This is a genomic window from Streptomyces buecherae (assembly GCF_014295035.1).
In the GTDB taxonomy this organism is placed as follows: domain Bacteria; phylum Actinomycetota; class Actinomycetes; order Streptomycetales; family Streptomycetaceae; genus Streptomyces; species Streptomyces youssoufiensis.
The window spans coordinates 3,752,501-3,774,360 of record NZ_CP060404.1 but is presented as its reverse complement, the minus strand read 5'-3'; the positions used below and the strand labels follow the sequence as shown (position 1 = coordinate 3,774,360).

At 75.8% G+C, this 21,860-nt stretch carries 9 protein-coding genes and 1 pseudogene (1 of these 10 cut by a window edge); 5 read left to right on the top strand and 5 right to left on the bottom strand.

Translation table 11 applies throughout. The annotated features are described in order from the left end of the window. Positions 1-99: 99 nt before the first annotated feature. Positions 100-1,680 (bottom strand): sporulation protein, encoded by a 1,581-nt coding sequence (locus H7H31_RS14275; RefSeq protein ID WP_187117920.1) that lies wholly within the window; start codon positions 1,678-1,680, stop codon positions 100-102. A gap of 1,272 nt (positions 1,681-2,952) precedes the next feature. Between H7H31_RS14275 and H7H31_RS14265 the strand changes: the two genes are divergently transcribed. Together H7H31_RS14265 and H7H31_RS33905 are read left to right on the top strand one after the other, a co-directional pair. Further along, positions 2,953-5,262 (top strand): asparagine synthase-related protein, encoded by a 2,310-nt coding sequence (locus tag H7H31_RS14265; RefSeq protein WP_232109840.1) that lies wholly within the window; start codon positions 2,953-2,955, stop codon positions 5,260-5,262. A gap of 245 nt (positions 5,263-5,507) precedes the next feature. After that, positions 5,508-9,671, top strand: a complete 4,164-nt coding sequence (locus H7H31_RS33905) for an AfsR/SARP family transcriptional regulator (protein ID WP_232109839.1) — start codon at positions 5,508-5,510, stop codon at positions 9,669-9,671. Between the two features lie 164 nt (positions 9,672-9,835). On the opposite strand, the gene H7H31_RS14255 is transcribed toward H7H31_RS33905, so the two are convergent. From H7H31_RS14255 to H7H31_RS14245, 3 genes are all read right to left on the bottom strand, one after another. Next, on the bottom strand, positions 9,836-10,798 hold the full coding sequence (locus H7H31_RS14255; RefSeq protein WP_187060176.1) for a glycerophosphodiester phosphodiesterase family protein: 963 nt from the start codon (positions 10,796-10,798) through the stop codon (positions 9,836-9,838). Between the two features lie 364 nt (positions 10,799-11,162). Beyond that, positions 11,163-12,983 carry a sigma-70 family RNA polymerase sigma factor gene (locus tag H7H31_RS14250; RefSeq protein ID WP_408648003.1) on the bottom strand — a complete coding sequence of 607 codons (1,821 nt, stop codon included), beginning with the start codon at positions 12,981-12,983 and terminating at the stop codon, positions 11,163-11,165. A 1,532-nt stretch (positions 12,984-14,515) separates the two neighbouring features. Further along, the gene (locus H7H31_RS14245; protein WP_187060087.1) at positions 14,516-15,379 is read right to left on the bottom strand and encodes a TetR/AcrR family transcriptional regulator; all 864 of its coding nucleotides are present in this window, start codon (positions 15,377-15,379) and stop codon (positions 14,516-14,518) included. Between the two features lie 371 nt (positions 15,380-15,750). Between H7H31_RS14245 and H7H31_RS14240 the strand changes: the two genes are divergently transcribed. From H7H31_RS14240 to H7H31_RS34985, 3 genes and pseudogenes are all read left to right on the top strand, one after another. Next, positions 15,751-17,046: an NAD(P)/FAD-dependent oxidoreductase gene (locus H7H31_RS14240; protein ID WP_254391223.1), complete on the top strand. Its 1,296-nt coding sequence runs from the start codon at positions 15,751-15,753 to the stop codon at positions 17,044-17,046. A gap of 239 nt (positions 17,047-17,285) precedes the next feature. Continuing rightward, a pseudogene (locus H7H31_RS34990) lies at positions 17,286-17,624 on the top strand (PAS domain-containing protein); the annotation flags it as partial. 1,365 nt (positions 17,625-18,989) lie between these two features. Next, positions 18,990-20,546 (top strand): ATP-binding SpoIIE family protein phosphatase, encoded by a 1,557-nt coding sequence (locus H7H31_RS34985; protein WP_372455955.1) that lies wholly within the window; start codon positions 18,990-18,992, stop codon positions 20,544-20,546. 74 nt (positions 20,547-20,620) lie between these two features. On the opposite strand, the gene H7H31_RS14225 is transcribed toward H7H31_RS34985, so the two are convergent. Next, positions 20,621-21,860, bottom strand: partial view of an MFS transporter gene (locus H7H31_RS14225; protein WP_232109832.1) — the 3' portion only. 101 nt of this gene lie beyond the right edge of the window; the window shows 1,240 of its 1,341 coding nt (coding positions 102-1,341); its start codon lies beyond the right edge, outside the window; the stop codon is at positions 20,621-20,623.

The window sequence follows — 21,860 nt, the reverse complement described above, 5'->3', positions numbered from 1 at the left end:
AAGGCGACGCGTGGGTGACGGGGCCGTGTCCGCCCGTCCCGCCGCGAGGGCCACGGCGGGGCGATCGGCCGGCGGCCTGGCGTGCGGCCGGGCCCGGGCTCACGCCGGGGCGACCAGCAGGGGCCGCGCCCGCTCGCGCAGCTCCACGACGCGCGGCTCGTCACCATAGGGTTCCAGCCGGTGCAGCAGGTCCCGCACGTACTCGGTGGTGCGCGCCGACGAGATGCGGCCGGCGACCTCCACCGCGCGGGTGCCGGCGGCACAGGCCGCGTCCAGGTTGCCGGACTCCAGTTCGGCGACGGCCGACACGACGAGCCGCAGCCCGTGCGAGCGCACGAACTCCTCGGTCGGGCAGGCCAGCGCGCGTTCGGTGAAGCGGCGCACCTGGCGGGGAAGTTTCAGGTCGCGGTAGCACTCGGCCGCGTCGGCGGCGAACCGCTCGTAGGAGTAGAAGTCCAGCCAGGACGGGTCGGGGTCGCCGTCGCGGGAGCGCTCAAGCCAGCCCTCGGAGGCGCGCAGGGCCGCGCCACACGCGGGGCCGTCGCCCGCCTTGGCCTGGGCGCGGGCCTCGACCAGCCGGAAGAAGCTCATGGTGCGCGCCGTCGCCAGGCCGCGGTTGCGCTCCAGGGCCGCCTGCGCCAGGTCCACGCCCTCGTCGGCGAAGCCTCGGTAGGTGGCCTGCAGGCTCATCGACGCGAGCACGTACCCACCCAGCGGCACGTCGGCCGCGCCCCGGGCCAGCCGCAGCGCCTGGATGTAGTAGCGCTGCGCGGCCTCCTGCTGGCCGGTGTCGAACGCCATCCAGCCGGCCAGCCGGGTCAGCTCGGCCGCGGCACCGAACAGCGCGCGACCCACCTCGTCGGTGTACGCGCCGAGCAGCAGCGGCGCCGCGTCGACCCGCAGGCACTCGGGCACCATCGAGGAGCGCCAGTCGCCGCCCCCGTACTTGGAGTCCCAGCGCCGGGCGTCCTCGGCGGCCTCGCGCAGCTTCTTCACGTCGCTGTGCCCGACCCGCTGCGGCGCGCCGTCCTGGCCCGGGACCGTGTGCTGGTGCAGGTGAGCGGGCTGGTGCGGAGGGTGTGGCGGGACGGGTTGGCCCTGTGGGGCGGGCTGGGCGCGCGGCGTGGAGGGGGCGCGCGAGGCGGGCGCGGCGGGCTGGGCCGCGGGGGCGGGCGCGGTGCGTGGGGTGGGCGGCGCGGTCTTCGGTTCGCGGGCCACCGAACTGTCGGCGGGCGATATCAACCAGCGCGAGGCCGGCGTGGCGTAGGCGGTGACGGCGAACGATCCGGCCAGGCTCTGCCAGATGCCCCCGCCGCCGCGCCGACCGGCGAGATCCAGCCGGTACAGATCCGTCGCGGAGCGCACCGCCTGGCCGATATCGCGCGGAAAGGCCAGGCCCACCTCGGGCGCGGGATCGGCGTCGGCGAGGCCGATCTCGTGCAGGGGGACGGGGCGTCCGAGCTTGCTCGCGATGGCCGCCGCGATCAGGTGCGGGGCCGCTCCCTGCGGCACCATCCCCTTCGACACCCATCGGGCCACCGACGTCTTGTCGTAGCGGAGGGTCAAACCCCGTTGCGCGCCGAGGTCGTTGACCCGGCGCGCGAGCCCGGCATTGCTGATTCCCGCGAGGGCGAGAACCGTGCCGAGCTTCTCGTTCGGCCCGCGTAGCTCCCTGGACATGCGCACCCCTCGACAGCACCCGACGGCCGCCCCGGCATAGGCACGGGGCATTCGTAAACCCAGCGTAGTTCGCCGCATCCCGACCGTTAAGGGCCGCTGTCTTGGATGGCGGGATTGTGGTCCGTTACGGCGTGCGAGGTCTGGCGTGTGCTCCTGTCATGTGTGGCCGTGCGCCCGGCCGTGCGCTCTGCCCGCTCCTGAGTGGGAGCGCTTCTCTTGGGGTGCGTGGGTCGGCCCGCTGTGCGCTGGCTGAGTGGGCTGGGGGACGCCGCCGCCTCATTCCCCGCGGGTGGCGGAGCGGTCCGAGAGGCGTGGTACGCCTCTCGGACCGCCGCGGCGGCCCCGCCGCGCGCCGCGATCGACGGCGCGGCCCGGGCGGTCGGCCCGACCGGGGTGGAGGGCGCCCCGAACGCCGCGATGAGGTTGGCCGATTCACATCCCCGGCGGTTCCGCCGCGCCCGAGGTGCCCGGGGCACCGCCACGGATTCCGCTTAGCGTCGACCCGGAGCCCACGCCGCGCCGGTCAGGCGCCCGGCGGCGCCCGGTCGCCCGCCCTCCGCACCCGGCCCCGCGAGGCGCTGCCCGCGGTCGGCGCGGTGCCCGCCGGCATCGATGTCCGTGCGTCTCGGGCCATGGTCGCCCCGCCCGCCGGCCGCCGCCCGAGCGGCCCCCGAGGCCCGGCCGGCCCCCGCCCGCAAGCCTCCTCGGGCCCGGCCGCGCGGCCCGTACGCCGCCTGCCGCGCACCCCGCCCCGGCGGCTGGCCCCGCCCCCGCGCCGGCCGCCCGGGGCCCGTGCCGCGGCGGAGCGACCTCTCCCGAACCAAACCGCCGCCGCGCCCCGTTGAGCCGCTCCGGGCGCGCGCCCGCATGCTCCGCTGTCCCTCCGCTTCGGCCTCGCCCGACCGATGGGTGAGCACACAGCGTGACGAAGAGGCCCCGCTGCGGGGTGGTGGCGGGCCTTCCAGATGGCGCATGAGTGACCGGATTTCGACGGGAGTTGGCCCCGACGTGGTGGTGACGTGGGCCCGGGTTCGCCTGTCGCTCGCTTTGCTGGGCTCGGCTGTGAGGGCTCGTACCGCGTCCCGCCCGAATCGCGTGGACGTGGCAGCATTGGCCTCGACGGAGAGGCACCACGCGGTGGTGGTCGGCCCGTTGGGGGAGTGGCCGCGCGCTCCCGGCGCCCGCGTGTTGGCTCCGGCGATGCGGAAAGCGCGGGCTTACTGTGCATGATGGCTGCTCCTTCTTAGTTGTCCACAGCCTGTGGAGGCGGCGATGCGGTGGTTGGTGGGGTGGGGCAACATCGCCTCGGGGCCCTCCCTCGCCCGGAAAGGCGCCCTGCAACCGGTCGGCGCCCAGCTCATCTGGGGTGACCTCGATCCGTTGTGGGCCGTCGGCGACTGGCGCCCCGACGAGGTCCGCGTCGTGCACGCCGACGGCGCGGCGCGGCTGGCCGTGCTCGGCTGCTGCGGCGCCAGCGACGACGAGCTGCGCACCGGACTGCTCGCGGCCCGGGGCGGCGCCCTGCGCCACCTCACCGCCTGGCCCGGCAGCTACACGGCCGTCGCCCAGATCGGCCGCCGCCTGACCATCGCCGGCGACCTGGCCGGCGCGCGCCCCGTCTTCTACACGCCCTGGGAGGGCGGCACGGCGTACGCGACGGCCGCGCTGCCGCTCGCCGACCTCATCGAGGCCCAACTCGACATCGGCCACCTCGCCGCCCTGCTGGCCTGCCCCGACTCGCCCGAGGCGATCGGCGACGGTACCCCGTACCAGGGCGTGCGCCGGGTACCGCCCGGCCACGCGCTGGTGCTGCGCGGCGGTTCGCCCACCGACGGCTTCGACCGGGACGGCCGGGCCAACGGCCGCGCCGGGCCGGTGAGTCACCCGCCCGGCGGGTACGAGGCGGGCGGCCCGTACGGCACCGCGCACCGGGCCGACGGCGCGTACGGCGCCGCCTACGGCGACGGGCCCTACCGCGACGCCGGCTACGGCACCCGGCACGCCGGCTCGCGCGGCGCGCAGCGCGGCGGCTCGCGCGACGTCATCGGCTACGAGCCCACCGCCTCGCTCGCCGTCGCCGCCCCCCAGCTCGACCCCGGCCAGGCCGTGGAGGGCGTGCGCGAGGCGCTCATCGAGGCGGTACGGGTGCGCCTCGCCGCGCCCCGGCACGCCCCCGAGGCCGAGGGCCCGGGCCTCGACCCGGGGCCCGTGCCCGGCATGGGCCCCGCCGAGCGGCGCGCCGCCCGGGGCGCGCCCGCCGCCGGCGTCGGCGCCGACCTGTCCGGCGGCAGCGCCTCCGGCACCCTCGCGCTGCTCGCGGCCGGGCTGCCCGGCGTGCCCGGCACCCCGCTCGGGCACGGCACGGAGGCCGGCGAGCGGCTGCTCGCCGTCACCTTCAACGACCTGGCGACGATCGCCGGCCGCGTCCGTGAGGCCGAACTCGAACGCGCCCGCGTCATCGCCGCCAACCCCCGCCTGCACCACGTCGTGGTCGCAGCCGGCGCCGAGGCCCTGCCGTACGCGGCCCTGGAGCGCGGCCCGCTCACCGACGAACCGGGCCCCGCCCTGGTCAGCGCCGAGCGGCACCGGCGCAGACTCTCCGCCGGCAGCGCCGACCACCTCGTCGGGCACGGCGCGCGGCAGGTCCTGGACGCCCACCCAGCCCGCCTCGCCGACCTGCTCCTCGACCGGCGCCGCCGGCACCTGCTGCGCCCGGCCACGGCCCTGGCCCGCGCCGACGGCCCGTCCGCGCACTCCTTCTTCGTCCCCTTCACCGTCTACCGCGCGGCCCGCAAGCTGGCCCGCACGCCCTACCGCGAGGGCGTCGAGGCGGTGGCCAGCAAGCTGCTCGACCGCCACTTCGCCGAGGCCGACGGCGCGGAGAGCGACGGCATCGGCGGCGCCGTCGGGGCGTCGCTGGCCGCCCTCGCCTGGTGCCGCCCGGGCCCGGCCGCGCGCTGGCTGACCGGCGAGGCACTCGCCGAAGTATCGGTTCGTCTGGAGACGGCCGCCGCCCGCCCGGTCCTCCTACGGCGCCCCGGCGAGCGCCGGGCCGACGCCTCGCTGGCCCGGCACGCCGCCGACCACCGCGTCTTCGAGCAGGCCGCCGAGATCCGCAGCCAGCGACTGCACGCGCCGTTCCTGGACAACCAGGTGGTACGGGCCTGCCGCGCGCTCCCCGAAGCGCTCCGGGTGCAGCCGGGGGCGCGGTCCTCCGTCCTGCGCGCCGTGCTGGCCGGGGCCGGCATCCGCGACCTGCCGCCCGGTTGGGGCACGCCCTCGCACGCCAGCCACACCGTCGCCGCCCGCGCCGGCCTGCGGCACGCCATCGACGACCTGATCGCGCTCTTCGACGCCCCGCTGCTCGCCGACGCGGGCCTGGTGGAGGCCCGCGTGGTGCGCAAGGCGCTGCGCGCCGCCGCCGACGGCGAACGCGTCCCGCTGGACGGCATCGCCGAACTCGTCTCCACCGAGGTGTGGCTGCGCCGCCTGCTGGCCCGCCGCGGCACCTGCTGGACCGGCAGCGCGGCCCCCCGCCAGCGCGCCGTGGCGGGCGGAGTCGTCCCGCGCCCCAGCCTCTGACGTCCCTTCAACACCCCTCACCACCCCGCGACACCCCTCCCACCGCCGGCACGCCGCCACGGGGACGGCGGGTCGCGCCGAGCCGACGTATGGTCAACGCCTCGTGGTCGTCGCTCCCGGGCCGCCGCACCGCCGGGCCCGGCCCGCGAGCGGTCCGGCATCGGCGCACGTCAGGCGGGTGGCGCCGGGGGCGACGGCGAGAGTGAAAGCGGCGGTTCGACGAACTGAACGAGGACAATGGGCGAGTGCGGTATCTGATCCTGGGCACCACCGAGGCGTACGACCACCGAGGGCAACCCCTGCCCGTCGGCGGCCCGCGCCTGCGCGCGCTGCTCACCTCGCTCGCCGCGCACGCCACCCGCCCGGCCACCGCGCTCGTCCCGGCCAGGGCCCTGATCGACGACGTGTGGGGCGACGAGCCGCCGCACGACGCCTCCGCCGCGCTCCAGGCGCTCGTCGGACGGCTGCGCCGCAACCTGGGCAAGCCCGCCATCCAGTCCGCCCCCGGCGGCTACCGGCTCGCCGCCGCGCCCGACGAGATCGACCTGGCCGTCTTCGAGCAGCGCGCGGGCGCCGGGCGGCGCGCCCTCGAAGCCGGCGACGCCGCGACGGCCGCCGCGCTGCTGCGCGACGCGCTGGCCCTGTGGCGCGGCCCGGCCCTCGCCGACCTGCCGGACCGCGCGGTGGCCGCGGCCCGCGCCGACGCGCTCCACCTCACCGCGCTCCACCAGCGGATCGACGCGGAGCTCGCGCTCGGCCACGGCACCGACGTCATACCCGAGCTGCGCCAACTCATCGCCCAACACCCGCTCGACGAGCCCTTCCGCGCCCAACTCATCCGCGCCCTGCGGGCCGCCGACCGCTCGGCGGACGCCCTGGCCGCGTACGAGGAGGCCCGCCGCATCTTCGCCGACCGCCTCGGCACCGACCCGGGCAGCGAACTGCGCCACCTGCACGCCGAACTCCTGACGAGCCCACCGCCCCCGACCGATCCGCCCCACCGCCGGAACACGCCGCCGCCTCGTCCCGGCGCCGGGTCCGGGTCCGGGGTCGGGGTTGGGGTCGGGGCCGACGAGCTGGGTACGGGCCCCGCCGCGCAGGCTGTGCCAGCAGATCAGGCCGTACGGGCGGACCAGGCCGTACGAACGGAGCAGCCCGCGGCAGCGGAGCCCGGACCCGACGAGCGGCCCGAACGAGCCGGCCGGGGCACCTCCGCCTCGCCCGCGCCGCCGGTGGCGCCGGTCGGACCGGCCGCGCCAGCAGAGGGCGCCCAGGGCGGCCCGGACGCTCAGGGCGCCCCTCGTACGCCGGGCGCGGCGGCGGGGGCCGGGGCCGGAGCGGGGAGCGGGATCGCCGGGGCGCCGCGGGGCAACCTGCGGTCCCGGCTCACGAGCTTCGTCGGGCGGCGGGCCGAGATCCAGTCGCTGCGGCGGGAGTTGGCCGGCGCCCGGCTGATAACGCTGACCGGACCCGGCGGCTCCGGAAAGACCCGGCTCTCGGAGGAGGCCGCCGCCACCGTCGCCGCCGGGTACCCCGACGGCGTGTGGATCGCCGAGCTCGCCCCGTTGGACAGCCCCGCCGACGTGTCCGGCGCGGTACTCAGCGCCGTCGGCCGTCGCGACACGAACCTGCACGCCGGGGGGCTCGAACCGCGCACCGCGCCGGAGAGCACGTCGCCCACCGCGCGCCTGGTCGAACACTGCGCGCACCGCAGGCTGCTGCTCATCCTCGACAACTGCGAGCACGTCATCGAGGCGGCGGCCGAACTCGCCGAGACCCTGCTCACGCACTGCCCGCAGGTCACCGTGCTCGCCACCAGCCGCGAGCCGCTCGGCGTGCCGGGCGAGGCGGTGCGCCCCGTGGAGCCGCTGGCGCCCGCGCCGGCGCACCAGTTGTTCGCCGAGCGCGCCGCGGTCGTGCGGCCGGGCTTCGACCCGGCGCGCGACCCGGAGACGGCCGGGGCGGTCGCCGAGATCTGTCGCAGGCTGGACGGGCTGCCGCTGGCCATCGAACTCGCCGCGGCCCGGCTGCGGATGCTGTCGCCGCGCCAGATCGCGGACCGGCTTGACGACCGGTTCCGCCTGCTCACCAGCGGTAGCCGGACTGTACTGCCGCGCCAGCAGACGCTGCGCGCGGTGGTCGACTGGTCGTGGGACCTGCTCGACGAGCGCGAGCGCACCGTGCTGCTCCGCGCCTCGGTCTTCGCCGGTGGGTGGGACCTGTCGGCGGCGGAGGCGGTCTGCTCGGACGCGCCACCCGAGCCGCCCGCGCGCCTCGACTCCGCCCGCGCGCCCCGCTCCGCCGCGCCCGCCCCCGCCACGGCGTCCGCCGACGCCATCGACCCCGCCGACGTGCTCGACCTGCTCGGCGCGCTGGTCGACAAGTCGCTCCTGGTCGTCAGGCACACGCCGGTCGCCGCCGACGGTACCGGCGGCGACGCGCGGTACCGCATGTTGGAGACCATCCACGAGTACGTCAGCGAGCGCGTCGCCGAACGCGCGCTGGCCAGCCCGCGCGGCCGGGCCGAGCGCACCGTGACCGCCCGCAGGCACGCCCGCTACTTCCGGGACCTGGCCCAGACCGCCGAACCCCGGCTCCGCTCCGCCGACCAACTGCCCTGGCTGCGCCGCGTGGAGACCGAACTCGACAACGTCCGCGCGGCGCTGCACCGCTGCCTCACTCCGGCCGAGCACCCTGCCACCACCGCCACCACGCGCCCCACCAGCCCCGACCACCCGGCCAGCGGCGGCCTCAGCGACAACCACGACCGCAGCCACAGCAGTCACAGCGGTCACAAAGACCACGACCACATCCACAACCTCCACGGCCACCACCACGACCACGACCGTGGCAACGGCATCGCCGACGCGGAGATGGCGGTCGACCTCGTCTTCGCCCTCGGCTGGTTCTGGTGGCTGCGCGACTACCGGGCCGAGGGCGCGGGCTGGGTCCGCCGCTCGCTGGCCTTCGAGTCGGCGCACCACCTCGCGGCGCACGAGCCGCCCCGCACCCGAACGCCCGGCCCCGGTGCGTACGTCTCCGACACGTACGCCTCCCACGGAACCGACGGCAACGGGCGCGACTCCGCCGGGTGCGGTCCCGCCGAGCGCGGGGCCGCCCGCGCCCGGACCCGCGCCTGGCCCGCGATCCACGAACCCGACGCGCGCGGCGGCTCCGGCGCGCAACCCGAGTTCAACGGCCCGCCGTCGGCGGACGACCCGGCCGCCGTCGCGCGCTACTGGCGCCGCCTCGACCTGCAACTCCTCCTCTACCTCCTGCTGTCCGAGCAGCGGTCGGCCGAGGTGCTGGGCGACCCGGAGGCGCTGGCCGCGGCTCGTGCCATCCGCGACGCGTACGCCGGCCAGCGGGGGAAGGTCGGCGTGCGGTTCCCCGGGCTGCTGTGGCCGTTCGCCGGGTACCTCACGGACGGGCACGCGGGCGTCGCGCCGCTGCTCGACCAGGCGGCGGAGAACTGCCGCCGCGACGGCGACGACTGGGCGCTCGGCGTCACGCTGATGTTCCGCACCCACCTGACCATCGACATGACCGGCGGCATCCACCGCGTCGACCGCGACTGGGCCGAACTACAGGAGATCTGCCGCCGGGTGGGCGACCGCTGGATGCTGACCCAGGTCAACGAGGCCAGCGGCGAGTTGGCGGCGGTCCACGGCCGCTACGCGGAGGCCCGCGCCCACTACCGCGAGGCCCTGCGCCTCGCGCGCGAGCTGGGCGCGTACACCGAGACCCCCTTCCTCATCTCCCGCCTCGCCGAACTCGCCTTCTCCTGCGGCGACCCCACCGCCGCGCTCGCGCTGCTCGACCAGTCGGAAGCGGAGGCGGAGCGGTTCGGTGGGGTGGAGGCGCGGGCGTTCAACAGGTCGTTGCGCGCGTCCATCGAGCTGACGCGCGGCGACGTCGCGAGCGCCCGCGCCCTGGCCGACCAGGCCCGCGAGGCGGCCCGGCACGCCTCTCCGCCCCCGCAGTTCACCGTGGTGCTGAGCAGCCTGGAGGGGCGGATCGCCGCCGAGGAGGGCGACGCGCGCGGCGGGTTGCGCCGGCTGCGGGACGCGCTGGCCGATGGCAGCGCGGCGAACTGTACGGAGGTGCTGCTCGCCCACGCGGCCGAGACCACCGCGTACGTACTGGTCAAGCGGGGCGAGCAACGCGCGGCGGCCAGGCTGCTCGGCGCCGCCGACGGCTGGCGCGACCGGTTGCCACGCACCCCGCTGGCCCGGGCCACGACGGACGGCACCGCCCGCGCGGTGGGGGAGGCAATCGGCGACACGGAGTGCGCCGCCCTGCGCGCGGCGGGCCGTGGGCTCTCGGTCTCCGCCACGGTCGCGCTGATCAGCGACGTCCTGGCGGCGTCCGACCCACCACCGCCCGGGCCCGCCCCGGCCGGGTCGTGACCCGTCCTGACCCACCCTGATCCGTCCTGACCCGTTCCAGCTCGCCTTCGCCTGGCGGGCTGGCGGGCTGGCGGGTTGGTGGGTTGGCGAGTGGGCGGGCTGGCGGGTTCAGCGGTGCGTGGCGGGCGGCGGGCGCGCGGGGTCGGCCGGTAGGCGCGCGGGGCTCAGTGGTCGTGCCGGTCCCGGATCATCTGCCGGGGGGAGTCGACGAGGACGGCGGTGGCGCCGAGCCGCGTCGCGGTGCGCAGGTCCTGGGGCGTGTTGATGCCGAGCATCACGATGGGCGTGCGGCTCTTGGGACGCCCCTTGTCCGCCGAGCGGAAGCAGTCGACGGATTCGCGGGTCCACAGTTGGGCGGTGACGGCGGACTCCCCGGTGCCCAGGGTGAACTTCTCCTGGAGCGTCACCTGCCGCTTCAACTCGAACCCGGCCCACGAGCCCGCGGGCGGTGTGCTCTTGCACGCGCGCTCCAGGGCCACCTCGGCGAGCCGCTGCCGCGTCGCGTCCCGCGACTCGGCCACCCGCGCCCGCGGGTCCTTGGCCAGCAACCCGGTGACCTCCGCGTCGGTCGAGTACAACCGCACCCGCCCCCACGCCCGCTTCTCGTCCAACACCCGCGTCACCGCGTCCACGACGTGCCGGGCCGGCGCCTGCTTGAGGTCGAGGTAGACCTGCTTGCCCACGGGGACGGCGTCCAACGCGGCGGCCAGCGTCGGAATGCGCACCGGACGCGCGCGGTACGGGTACCCGCCCCGCTCGTCCTTGAAGTGGTACCCCGCGTTCAACGGGGCCAGGTCGCGCAACCGGTGGTCCGCGACGGCCCCGGAGCCGTCGGTGAGTGACGAGAGGTCCGTGGGCCGGTACAGCACGGGAACGCCGTCCCGGGTTGCCTGGACGCTCAGCCACTGCCCGTCGGCCCCGGCCCGCAGGGACGTACGGATGGCCACCAGCGTGTTCTCCGGGGCGTCGGCCGTGCCCGCGCGGTGCGCGATCACCAGCGGCTTCGACCGGGCGTGGCCGGGCGCCGCGTCGCCGGAGCGCGCGGTGGCCGGGCTGCTGCCGGTGAGCGCGGGGACGGCGGCGGCCAGCACGGCGACGGCCACCGGCACGGAGAGATGACGACGCATGGGAACTCCTGCGGGGACACGGGGGAGGGACGCCGCGACCCGGGGGGTCGCTGCCGGGCAAGCTAACCCCCGTTGATGAACCAAACGGGTCTACCAGGCGAAAAGGACGGCAACCGGAACACCCGCCTCCTACCGTCCCACCGCCCCGCTGCCCACCGTCCCGCAGCCCGCTGCCCCAGCCCGTACCCACCGGCTCCCGACCGCGCCCGACCTGCCACCGGTACGTTCCCCCCGCCCGCACCATGACCGGCACGCACGCACGCACGTACGCACGGCCACCGATGCGCACGTACGGCCACCGATGCGTCCGTAGGCCCACGCCGGCACCCGCCCCTACGGGCACCCGCCCACGCCGGCACCCGCCCTACCGGCACCCGATGCGCGACTGGGCCCAGTCCCCGAGCGCCACCCGGCCGAAGACCGAGTGCGGCTCCACCACCAGCCGGATGGACTCCTGCCCGGCCAGCGAGACGCGCACCGGAACGGCCGGCTGACCCGCCCGCACGATCCCGGAGCGCCACAACCTGGTCTCACCGCCGTAGACGGCGAACCGCGCCGCGCCCACGCCCTGCGTCAGGTCGTCGAGTCCGACGTGTGCCTCGTACGTCGTGCACGTGCGGTTCAGGTCGATCGTCACCGACGCCGGCGCGTGCATCGTGGCCCCGTGCGCGTACCGCTTGCCGCCGATCGACAGTTCCTCGCGCTGCCACAACGGGCTGCTCTCGACGAGCCGCAGCTCCGGCTTGGTGCCGTCGCCGACGCCCGCGTACTCCAACCGGTTGACCTGGTAGACCGTCGGCTCCGGGCTCGGCGTGGGCGTAGGTGTCGGGGTGGGTTTGGGCTTGGGCGGGGGAGTCGTCGCGGGTGGCGGTGTCGGGCTCGGCGGGGGCGGCTGGGGGGCCGGCGTGGAAGGCGTCGGCCGGGGCGCCGGCGTGGGCACCGTCGGCTTGGGCGTGGGTTCGGGCCTTGGGGCCGGCGTGGGCCTGGTCGCGGCCGGCTTCGGCCGTGGCGGCGCGGGCTCGGCCGGTGGGGGCGGCGGGGGGCTCGGCTCCGGCGGCGGGTTGTGCGGGGTGCCGGGCACCGCGATCGTCGGCTCCTTGGCCTGCGGCTCCTCCTTCGGCTCGGACCCGCCCGAGAGCGCGTACGCGAGGATCGCCCCCGCCACGACCACCACGCCCGCCGCGATGCCCACCTTGGCCGTGGACCCGAGCCCCTCCCCGGCCGCGCCGGCCCCGGCGCCCGCCCCGCCTCCCGTGGCCCCGCGGCCGGAGGCCGCCGCGCCCGAGCCGGCCAGGCCACCGGCCGCTCCGCCCGTCGACCCGCTCGCCGCCGCTGCCGCGCCGGTGGCCGCCCCGGCGCCGGTGGCGCCGGCCGCGATGCCCGCGGCCTTGGCCGCGTACCCGGCGGCGAACCAACCGATGACCGCGACCGGCAGCACCGCCCGCAGCCGCGCGTTCACGTCCGCCACCTCAAGCGCCGCCATGCGGCACGCGGCGCACTCCTCAAGGTGCTTGCGCAACCCGCGCTCGGCCCGCACCCGCAGCCCGCCCCTGGCGTACGCCCCCAGCCGGTCCGCGTACCGCGCGCACTCCCCACTCGCCACCTGCGCCGTGTTGACGTGCGCCTGGAGATACGCCTGCTTGAGCTTCTCGCGCGCCCGGTGCGCGAGGACCGCGGTCGCGTTGTCCGTCAGCCCGAGCAGCGGCGCGACCTCGCGCAACGGCTCGTCCTCCACCGTGGTGTGCCACAACACGGTCTGGTAGTGCTCGGGCAGGCTACGGAACGCCCGCACCGCCAGCGTCCGCTCCGCCTCGTGCATCGCCCGTACGTCCGCGCCCGCGTCGAAGTCGAACCCCGGGGTGCCCTCGTCGCGTGCCGCCGCCCGGGCCGCCGCCGTCTCGGCGAACACCGCGAAGTCCTCGACCAGTTGCTCGCGCCTGGCGGTCTTCGTCCACGCCGCCGCCACCCGGCGCACCGTCGTCAGCAGGTAGGCCCGCACCGCCGTACGCGGCCCGGCGCCACCCCGCACGGCCTGCAACGTACGGGCGAACACCTCGGCCGTCAGGTCGTCCGCCGTGTCCGCGTCCCGACAACAGCTCCGGGCGTACCGGCGCACGGCTGGCGCGTGGCGCCGGTACAGCTCCTCGTACGCGCTCCCGTACGCCTCGTCCCCGCCGGCCCGCATCTGGTCCAGCAACTCCGTGTCGGGCAATGGCGGATCACCCACCGAGCCACCGCAGGAATCCCCACCCGCGACCCGTCCCTCGGCCTCGGCGGTCTCCCCGGCCCCCGAAGCGACCACGCCGGCCCCGGCCGCCTCGTCGGCCCCGGCCGACACACCGGTCCCGCCCCCCGCGCCGGCTCCGCCATCCGCCGACTCACCACCGTCCGGCCGCGCCCCGCCACGCCCCGGCCGCGCCTGCTGACCGGTCCTGGCCCGCTGCTGCGGGACGCTGGGTTCGGCCGATCGCGGTTCGGCGGACCGGGGTTCGTCGGTCCGGGGTTCGGCCGGTCGGGGTTCATCGGACCGGGGTTCAGCCGGTCGGGGCTCGGCCGGTCGCGATTCGGCGGACCGGGGTTCGGCGGGCCGGGGTTCGCTCGGTCGGTTCCTGGGTGGTGGCGGCCCGGGGACGGACTGGCGCTCGGACGGACCGCCCTGGCCAGGTATCTGACCGGGCGGGAGGCCGCCGTCGGAGGGGTACGACTCGGCGTCGGTCACCCCGTCCTCTTCACGACCGCATCGCTCGTCCGGCCCCTCAACGCCCATCGACGTAGCCCCCGTACGCACCCTCAGACCCGAACACGCGGCAAGCGTGTCACAGCGGTTGCTGACCCAGTCCTGTCCCTTCCAGCAACCACCCTCCCGGGGTTGCTTCGCAAGGGTGAGCCCCCACGGTTCACCCAAATGGGGAACCCTTTCTGCACTCCTCACCCCGACCCACCCACCCCCACACCACCCTCCGCACGGCAACCCCTGACGTCCGCACAACCGGCGGGTGGGTGCCCCGGCAGGTCGCCAGCGCGCCGGGCGGCCGAGCGATCGGATGTGTTGGCCACATGCGTTGCCGGAGCGAACAGTCGCTCACGCGCGGAGTCGGCCTCGTGCTGGGTTGGGCGTGGCGACGAGTCGGCATCGCGCGGGGTCGGTCCCGTGTGAGGTTGGCCCCGTGCGGGATTGCTCCGTGCGGAGGTGCTCCGTGAGGGTGGGTCTCGCGCCGAGTTGGCGGCGCTGGCGGCGGCCTCGGCGTGGGCTGGCCCGACGGCGGGCCGACGCGCTGGCGGGCCGGCTCCACGGCTGGCCTCGGCCCCGCGGCGCTGGTGGCCGCGCGGCGGGTTGGTCTCGCGGCGGGGCGACTCCGCGGAGGGTTGGCCGCCCGTACGGCTGGCTCGGCCTACGGCTGGCTCAGCGCGGGCCGGCGAGCACAGGCTGGCCGAGCGCGGGCCGGCCGAGTGCTGGCCGGCTGGCAGGGGCCTGCCCGGCGATGGGTTGGCCAGGCCAGCGGCCAACGGGCACGAGCCGATGGAGGGCGCTGCCTGGCTGCCTGGCTGCCTGACTGGCTAGCTGGTCCGTGGCCGAGTCAGGCGTCGGCCCCATGGGCCCGCGCGCCGTGGGAACGGAACGCGGGCCCATGAGCGACCGTCGATCTCGCCGGATACGGGCACAGGCACGTGCCCGCACCCGGCGGGTGCTCGCCGCGCTGGTGGGTGACGGTGAGGTCAGGCCACCGGGCGCGAGCGGAGCCCGTCCAGCAGGATGTCGAGCAGCCGGGCCGACGCCGCCGCCTGCTGTGCCGCGTCGGGCAGCGACGGGGCAGCCGTCGCTATCACCAACAGCACGTCCGCGACCGTGACATCCGCCCGCAGCTCACCCGCGGCCCGCGCGCGGTCCACGAGCTTGCCGACGACCTCGAGCAGCGCCGTGGCACCGCCGTCGTCCGGATTCTGCTGCGCCGTTCCGTTGCTCACCGTGCCGTGCACCGCCGTGGGCCCTGTCGGCGCGGCGGCCACCGGCGCCATCGCGCCCGAGCCGGCACCCGGCGCGCCCACACCCGCCGCGACGTCGGTTCCGACGCCCTCCGGCGAGTCCGGCGTGCTGCGCTGCTCCACGAGCCGCAACTCCGGTGCGGCGGGCGGCGACTGTCGCTGGTGCGGAACACGGGCCTCCTCGGCCTCCGCCTCCGCGTCGACGCCCACCCGCAGCACCTGCGGCGGCAGCAACCGGCCCGCGCCGGATGCCACCGAGGTCCGCAGGAAGCGCGACAGCGCCGACCACGGCTCGTCCTCCTGGCGGAGCGCGGCGCGCGCCTGGTCAGTGAGGCGCGCCGTCTCCTCCTCGGCTATCCGGCGGACCAGCACGTCCTTGCTGGGAAACCGCCGGTAGACCGTGCCGACCCCGACTCGGGCCCGGCGCGCCACGTCCTCCATCGGCGCCCCGTAACCAAGCTCCCCGAACACCTCACGGGCAGCTCGCAGCACGTGTTCGAGATTGCGCTGAGCGTCTACGCGCAGCGGCGTATTGCGGCCATTCCCCCCGTCCGTCGTGGCAACGCTGGATGACCAATGCGAACTCTGAATGTGCATAACCGATCCCCCGGTAATGAACGTCTCCCCCCGGAGACTCCCCGCCCTGGCTGCCGGGGCTGTGTCGACACCCCGACGAAGTACGAACATAGTTGAGCCCAGGTCAAGAATGAAGGGGTAGTTCCGTCCAGAGCGCCCCCCGATCGGAGTACGCGGCCGATCTCTCCCGATTCGCCGCTGGCCCAATGCCCCGCGATCGCGCGCTGACCTGCGCACCTTCCAGTCATGTGACCGAACCAAAGCCTCCACTTCCCCCGAACCCTCCGGTCATACATTTCGTCAGGGCTGTGGACAAAGTCCGGTTGGGGGTGCGTCATGGGAGGGTGAAGGAACCCGCGCGCATTCTTGTTGTCGGCGGTGGCTACGTCGGGATGTACACCGCGCTGCGCCTCCAGCGGAAGCTGAAGCGCAGCGAGGCCCAGGTCATCGTGGTCGACCCCGAGCCGTATATGACCTACCAGCCGTTTCTCCCCGAGGCGGCGGCCGGTTCGATCTCCCCGCGGCACGTAGTGGTGCCGCTGCGCCGGATCTTGCCGAGATGCCAGGTGGTCATTGGCGAGGTCACGACGATTGATCACGCCAAGCGCACCGCCGCCGTCCGCACTCTCGCGACCGCCGAGGAAGGCGCCGGCGCGATCGAGATTCACTACGACGAGCTGGTACTCGCGCCCGGGTCCGTTTCCCGTACTCTCCCGATCCCCGGATTGGCCGAATTTGGAATCGGTTTCAAGACCGTCGAGGAGGCCATCGGGCTGCGTAATCACGTCCTGGAACAGCTCGACATCGCCTCGTCCACCCGCGACCCGGAGGTCCGGGACGCCGCGCTCACCTTTGTTTTCGTGGGCGGCGGCTACGCGGGCGTCGAGGCGCTCGGCGAGCTTGAGGACATGGCGCGATACGCCGCGCGCTATTACCACAACCTCTCACCAGATGACCTGAAATGGGTGCTGGTCGAGGCCACCGACCGCATCCTCCCGGAGGTCGGCGAGGAGATGGGCCAGTACGCCGTGCGCGAGCTGCGCAGGCGCAACATCGACGTACGCCTGGAGACGCGGCTCGACTCCTGCGAGAACCGCGTGGCCGTCCTGAACGACGGCACCCGGCTGCCGACGCGCACGCTCGTGTGGACCGCGGGCGTCAAGCCGCACCCGCTCCTGGCCGCCACCGACCTGCCCACCAACGGCCGCGGTCGGCTGCCGTGCACCCCGGCGCTGCGGCTGAAGGACGTCGACCACGCCTGGGCCGCGGGCGACGCCGCCGCCGTACCCGACGTCACCTCGGACGAGCCCGACGCGCTCTGCGCCCCCAACGCCCAGCACGCCGTGCGCCAGGCCAGGGTGCTTGCCGACAACATCGTCGCCACCCTGCGCGACCAGCCGCTCGCCGACTACGCGCACAAGTACGTCGGTTCGGTGGCCTCGCTCGGCCTCCACAAGGGCGTGGCGCACGTCTACGGCCGCAAGCTCAAGGGGTACCCCGCATGGTTCATGCACCGGGCCTATCACCTCAGCCGAGTGCCGACCCTCAACCGCAAGGCGCGGGTGCTGGCCGAATGGACCTTGTCCGGGCTGTTCAAGCGGGAGATCGTGTCGCTCGGCTCGCTGGAACACCCGCGCGCCGAGTTCGAACTCGCCGCCGGCACCGGCCGCCACCCGGAAGCCAGCTAGCGGCGCGTCGCACCGCACACGCGGAGCCGGGAACTCCCCCGGCGCGACTGGCGTCTGACGGATGTCAGTCCGGTCGGCCACACTGGACGTGTGACCATGGGTGGGCTCGTATCTGCGAAGAGTGACAAGCACGAGGATCTGGACGTTTGCCGCATCTCCCAGGGGCCACGCCCCCGCACTGCTGTCCGCCACCCCGCGTCGGTGCGCCGCTCTGCCACGACTCCGCGAGGTAATCCTCTGTGAACTTCACGCGTTGGAGCGTCCTCTTCCCTGGTTCCCAGCGACGTGCCGCTCGCGGTGACCGCGCGGCGCGCACCCCGTCGACGGCCGCCGGCTCCGTCCCGGCGGCCCGCGGCGAACGGGGCACCGCCGGAGCCGGCCCCGAGGCCACCACCGGCTCCCGCCCCGACCCCGCCGAGGTCCCCACCCTCGAAGAACTGTCGGCCCAGGCCCTGTTCACCCAGGTCCCGGCCCCGGTCGCGGTCGTCTACGGCCCTGACCACCGCATCGCGTACGTCAACGAGGCGTACGCGGCCCTCTTCGGCACCTGCACCCCCGGCCTGCCCGCCCGCGAGGCGCTCCCCGAACTCCAGGAGATGGGGCTGCTGCCGCTGATGGACCAGGTGCTGCGCAGCGGCACGCCCCGTACGGTCAAGTCGCGCCGCGTGCCGCGCGGCGGCCTGGCGACACCACCCGCACCGGGCGCGGAACCCGCGCACGCGAGCCCGCGCGCCCCCACCCAGCCAACCCCGCGCCCCGACACGCCACCGACCGCACCCACCGGCCCGGCGCCCGCCCTCGCCACCGACGACGCACCCACGACGGACGGCACCCCGTCCCGCGCCACCGGCACCCCGGCTCGGGCAGACGGCGCCCCGACCCGCACCGACGGCCGGCCGGCGCGCGCCGGCGGCGGGGCGGTACGCATCGGCGGAACCGCCCTCCTCCGCGGCGTGCTCCGCGGCGCCAGCGGACCGTCCGCCCCGCCCGTCACCTCCCGCCCGACAGCACCACCCGAACCGGACACGTCGGCCCAGCCCGACTCCCGTCCGCCCGACTCCACGCCGCACGCCGAGGCGTCGCCTGGTGACGCACCGGCCGATGCCGCCACCACCGCGACCACGCCGACCGCGTCGGCGGCGACCGGCCCGGCCGCCGCCAGTTCCGCGGCCACCACGGGAGATGGCTCGACCACGGGACCCGCCCCGGCGGTGGACGGCGACCCGGCCCCCGACGACGGCCCGGCCACGGAAGGCGACGCCGCGACGAACCGAGGCCCGGCCACGGAACGTCGCCCGGACGCCAGCCCGGCAGCGGCACAGGCAGCGGCACCCGAACCGGCCACCGCACCGCACCGCGCCCCGAGCCCCCCGCACGGCACGGACACCACCGCCGAAGCCGCCCACCCTCGCGGCGCGACCCCGGCCCCGGCCCCGGGCGTGATGCGCGGCGGGGCCCGAGACGCCGGCGCACCCCGTACCGCGACCACCCCCGCCGAGCCCGCCACGGCGTCCACCACGGACTCGCCCGCGACACCGGCCCCAGCCCCAGCCCAGGCGTCGGCTCCAGCCCCGGCGTCGGCTCCAGCCCAGGCCACCGACCTGACCGCCGACCCCATCTGTGAGGCAGTCGCCGACCCGCTCGCCGATCCGGCCATCGAGCCGCTCCACCACGCTGACCCGGAACCCCGCGCGGTGCCCGGCGCCCGGGGTGGGCCCGAGCGACAAACCCGCGGCTGGCACTGGCCGGGCGCCGCCCGCCTGGCCCCGCGCGCGGCACCCGCCGCCGCACCGCGCGCCCGCGACAGCTACTACACCTTCACCTGCACCCCCATCCAGGTCGCGCCACCGCTCGCCGCCGCCAGTCACCCCGACACCACCTCGGCCGCCGCCACCGAAGCGACCCCCACCCCGCACAGCACTGCCCCCTCGGCCTCGCACGCCATCCCCGAGGCCAACCCGACCACCGAGGCCGACACCGCACCGGCCCCCGCCGTCACCGACTCCGCGCCCACCGACCCCCGGCTCGCGGACTCCACCCCCGGCGCCCCGACGAACCCGTCCCGGGCGCACAACGCCGCAGCCCCGGCGGCACCTGACGCGTCCCGGCCGTCACACGCCGAACCGTCACACGACGCTTCCCAGGACGGGGACGCCCCGCGACCCACTCCACCTGACGCGCCGACCGACGACGGCCCGTCACCCGCCCGACTGATCATCGGCACGCCGAGCCACCCGGCCCCGGCCGCCCCCGCCGACGACGCTCCGCTCGGTACCGTCCCGCCCGCCCAGCACCCCACCACCTTCTACCGGGGCGTCCTCGTCTACGCCGCCGACGTCACCGACCAGGTCGAGGCGGTCGAGCGCCTCCGCGTCAGCGAGCGCCGCCAACGCGAGGCCGCCGTCACCCTCCAGCGCAGCCTCCTCCCACAGAAGCTCGAACAACCCGACGACCTACGCGTCGCCGCCACCTACCAACCCGGCGGCACGGAGGCGGCGGTCGGCGGCGACTGGTACGACGTGATCACCCTCGGCGCCGGCCGCACGGCCCTGGTCATCGGCGATGTCATGGGCCGCGGCCTGCGCGCGGCGGCCGTCATGGGTCAGTTGCGCACCGCCGTACGCGCCTACGCCCGTCTCGACCTCCCACCGCACGAGGTGCTGCAACTCCTCGACGGCCTAGCCGCCGAGATCGACGCCAGCCAGATCGCCACCTGCGTCTACGCCGTCCACGACCCCAACGAGGGCCGGCTCATCTACGCCTCCGCCGGGCACCTGCCCATCCTGGTCCGCGACCCCGACGGCACGGTGCACCGCGCCGCCGAGCCCACCGGGCCGCCGCTGGGCACCGGCGGGTGGCTGCACGCCTCGGGCTCGGTACCACTGAGCCCCGGGTCCAGCGCCGTCCTGTACACGGACGGCCTGGTCGAACGGCGGGACCGGGACATCGACGAGGGAGTGGCCGACCTGGAGCGCGCGTTCGCCGGCGCCGCCGGCTCGCCCCAGGTGATGTGCGACCGGCTGATCCGGTCGCTCGGCATCACCGCCGACCACGACGACGACGTCGCCGTCCTGGTGCTCCAGCACCCCGCCCGCACCGGGCACGACGCCGAGCTCTTCCACAACGCCGCGCTCGAACTGCTCGGCGGTGTCGAGGCCGCGCCCCGCGCCCGTGCCTTCGCCTCGGGCGTCCTCGCGAGCTGGCGGTTCCCGACCGAGCTCCGCGACCTCGGCGTCCTGGCCACCAGCGAACTCGTCGCCAACTCCCTGCAACACGGCACACCCCCCATGCGCCTGCGCCTCCGGCGCACCGATCGCCGACTGATCATCGAGGTGACGGACGGGGACGACCACCTGCCCCGGCGCCGCCGCGCCGAACCGGCCGACGAGGCCGGCCGCGGCATCTCGATCATCGCCACCATCGCCTCGTCCTGGGGCTCACGCCGAACCCCCGACGGAGGCAAAGCGGTGTGGTGCGAGTTCGCCCTGCCCCGCCACTGACCCCCGGCGTGCGTCAGCCGGGGCGTGTCGTGGCGGGGCCGGGCTCAGCACACCCGTCGCCGGAGCCTCCGGGCTCAGGCAGCCGTGGTCACTGACCCCCGCTGGGGCTCGGCTATCGGAGCCCCAGCGTCGGCCTCCGCGCGCGGGCTGGGGCCGGGAACGGTCGCGGGGGTTGTCGCGGCGTGCAGCGGGTTGTCCTGGAGTGGCGTGAGCCGCCGCCCCATCCGCAGCGCCAGCGCCGTGATGCCGAGCGAGCACCCGATGAGCATCACGATGTACGCCACGTACAGACCACCGCCCGCCATCAGGCCACCCACCGCCGGCCCCACCGCCAGGGCGAGCTGCTTGACCAGCGCGAACGCCGAGTTGTACTGCCCCACCCGCGAACCGGGCGCGAGGTCGGCCACCAGCGGCGCCACGGTCGGCGACAGCATCGCCTCGCCGAGCCCGAACAGCGCGTACGTCGAGATGATCGCCGCCGTGGCCATCGCCTGGCTGCCGTGGATCAGGCCGGAAGCCCCGGCGACCACCCAGGCCACCGTCCAGATGAGCCCGACCAGAGCGATCACCCGGCTGCGTCGTCGCCCCTCGACCAGTTTGAGGACCACGAACTGGGCGATCACGATGACCGCCGTGTTGGCCGCCAGCGCCACACCCAACGTCGCGGGTGAGATGCGGGTGACCTCCACCGCGAACGCCGAGAGTCCCGACTCGAACTGTCCGTAGCAGGCGAAGAACATCACGAAGCCCAGCACACAGAGCTGGACCATCGCCCGGTCAGCGAGCAGCACACGCCATCCGCCCTTGGCACCCTTGTCGGCCGGTATCGCGTCCTCGACCTTCGGGACCTGGGGCAACCGCACGGTGGCGATCGCCGCGCCCAGCACCAGGAACATCACGGACTCGATCGCGAAGAGGCGAACGAAGCTCGACGGGTGCGCCGTGTCCACCAGCAGCCCGCCCAGCAGGCCACCGAGACCGAGGCCCAGGTTGTTGAGGAAGAACTGCGTCGCGAAGGCACGCGAGCGCGTCGCCGGCGTCGAGCACCACACGATCATCGTGGCCAGCGCGGGCTGGATCACCGCGATACCCGCACCGAGCATGCCGGCCGCCGCGATCACCGCTGGCTCGCTGGACGCGAGCCCGAGCCCTATGGACCCGACGGCCGCGGCGACCGTTCCCGCGATGGCGACGGGCAGCGGCCCTCGCCGGTCGATGACCCGACCGGTGAAGGGGAGCACGACAAGCGCGGCCACCGCGAACGTCGCGAGCACCACGCCCGCGGTGCTCGCACCAAGATCGCGAACCTGTGCC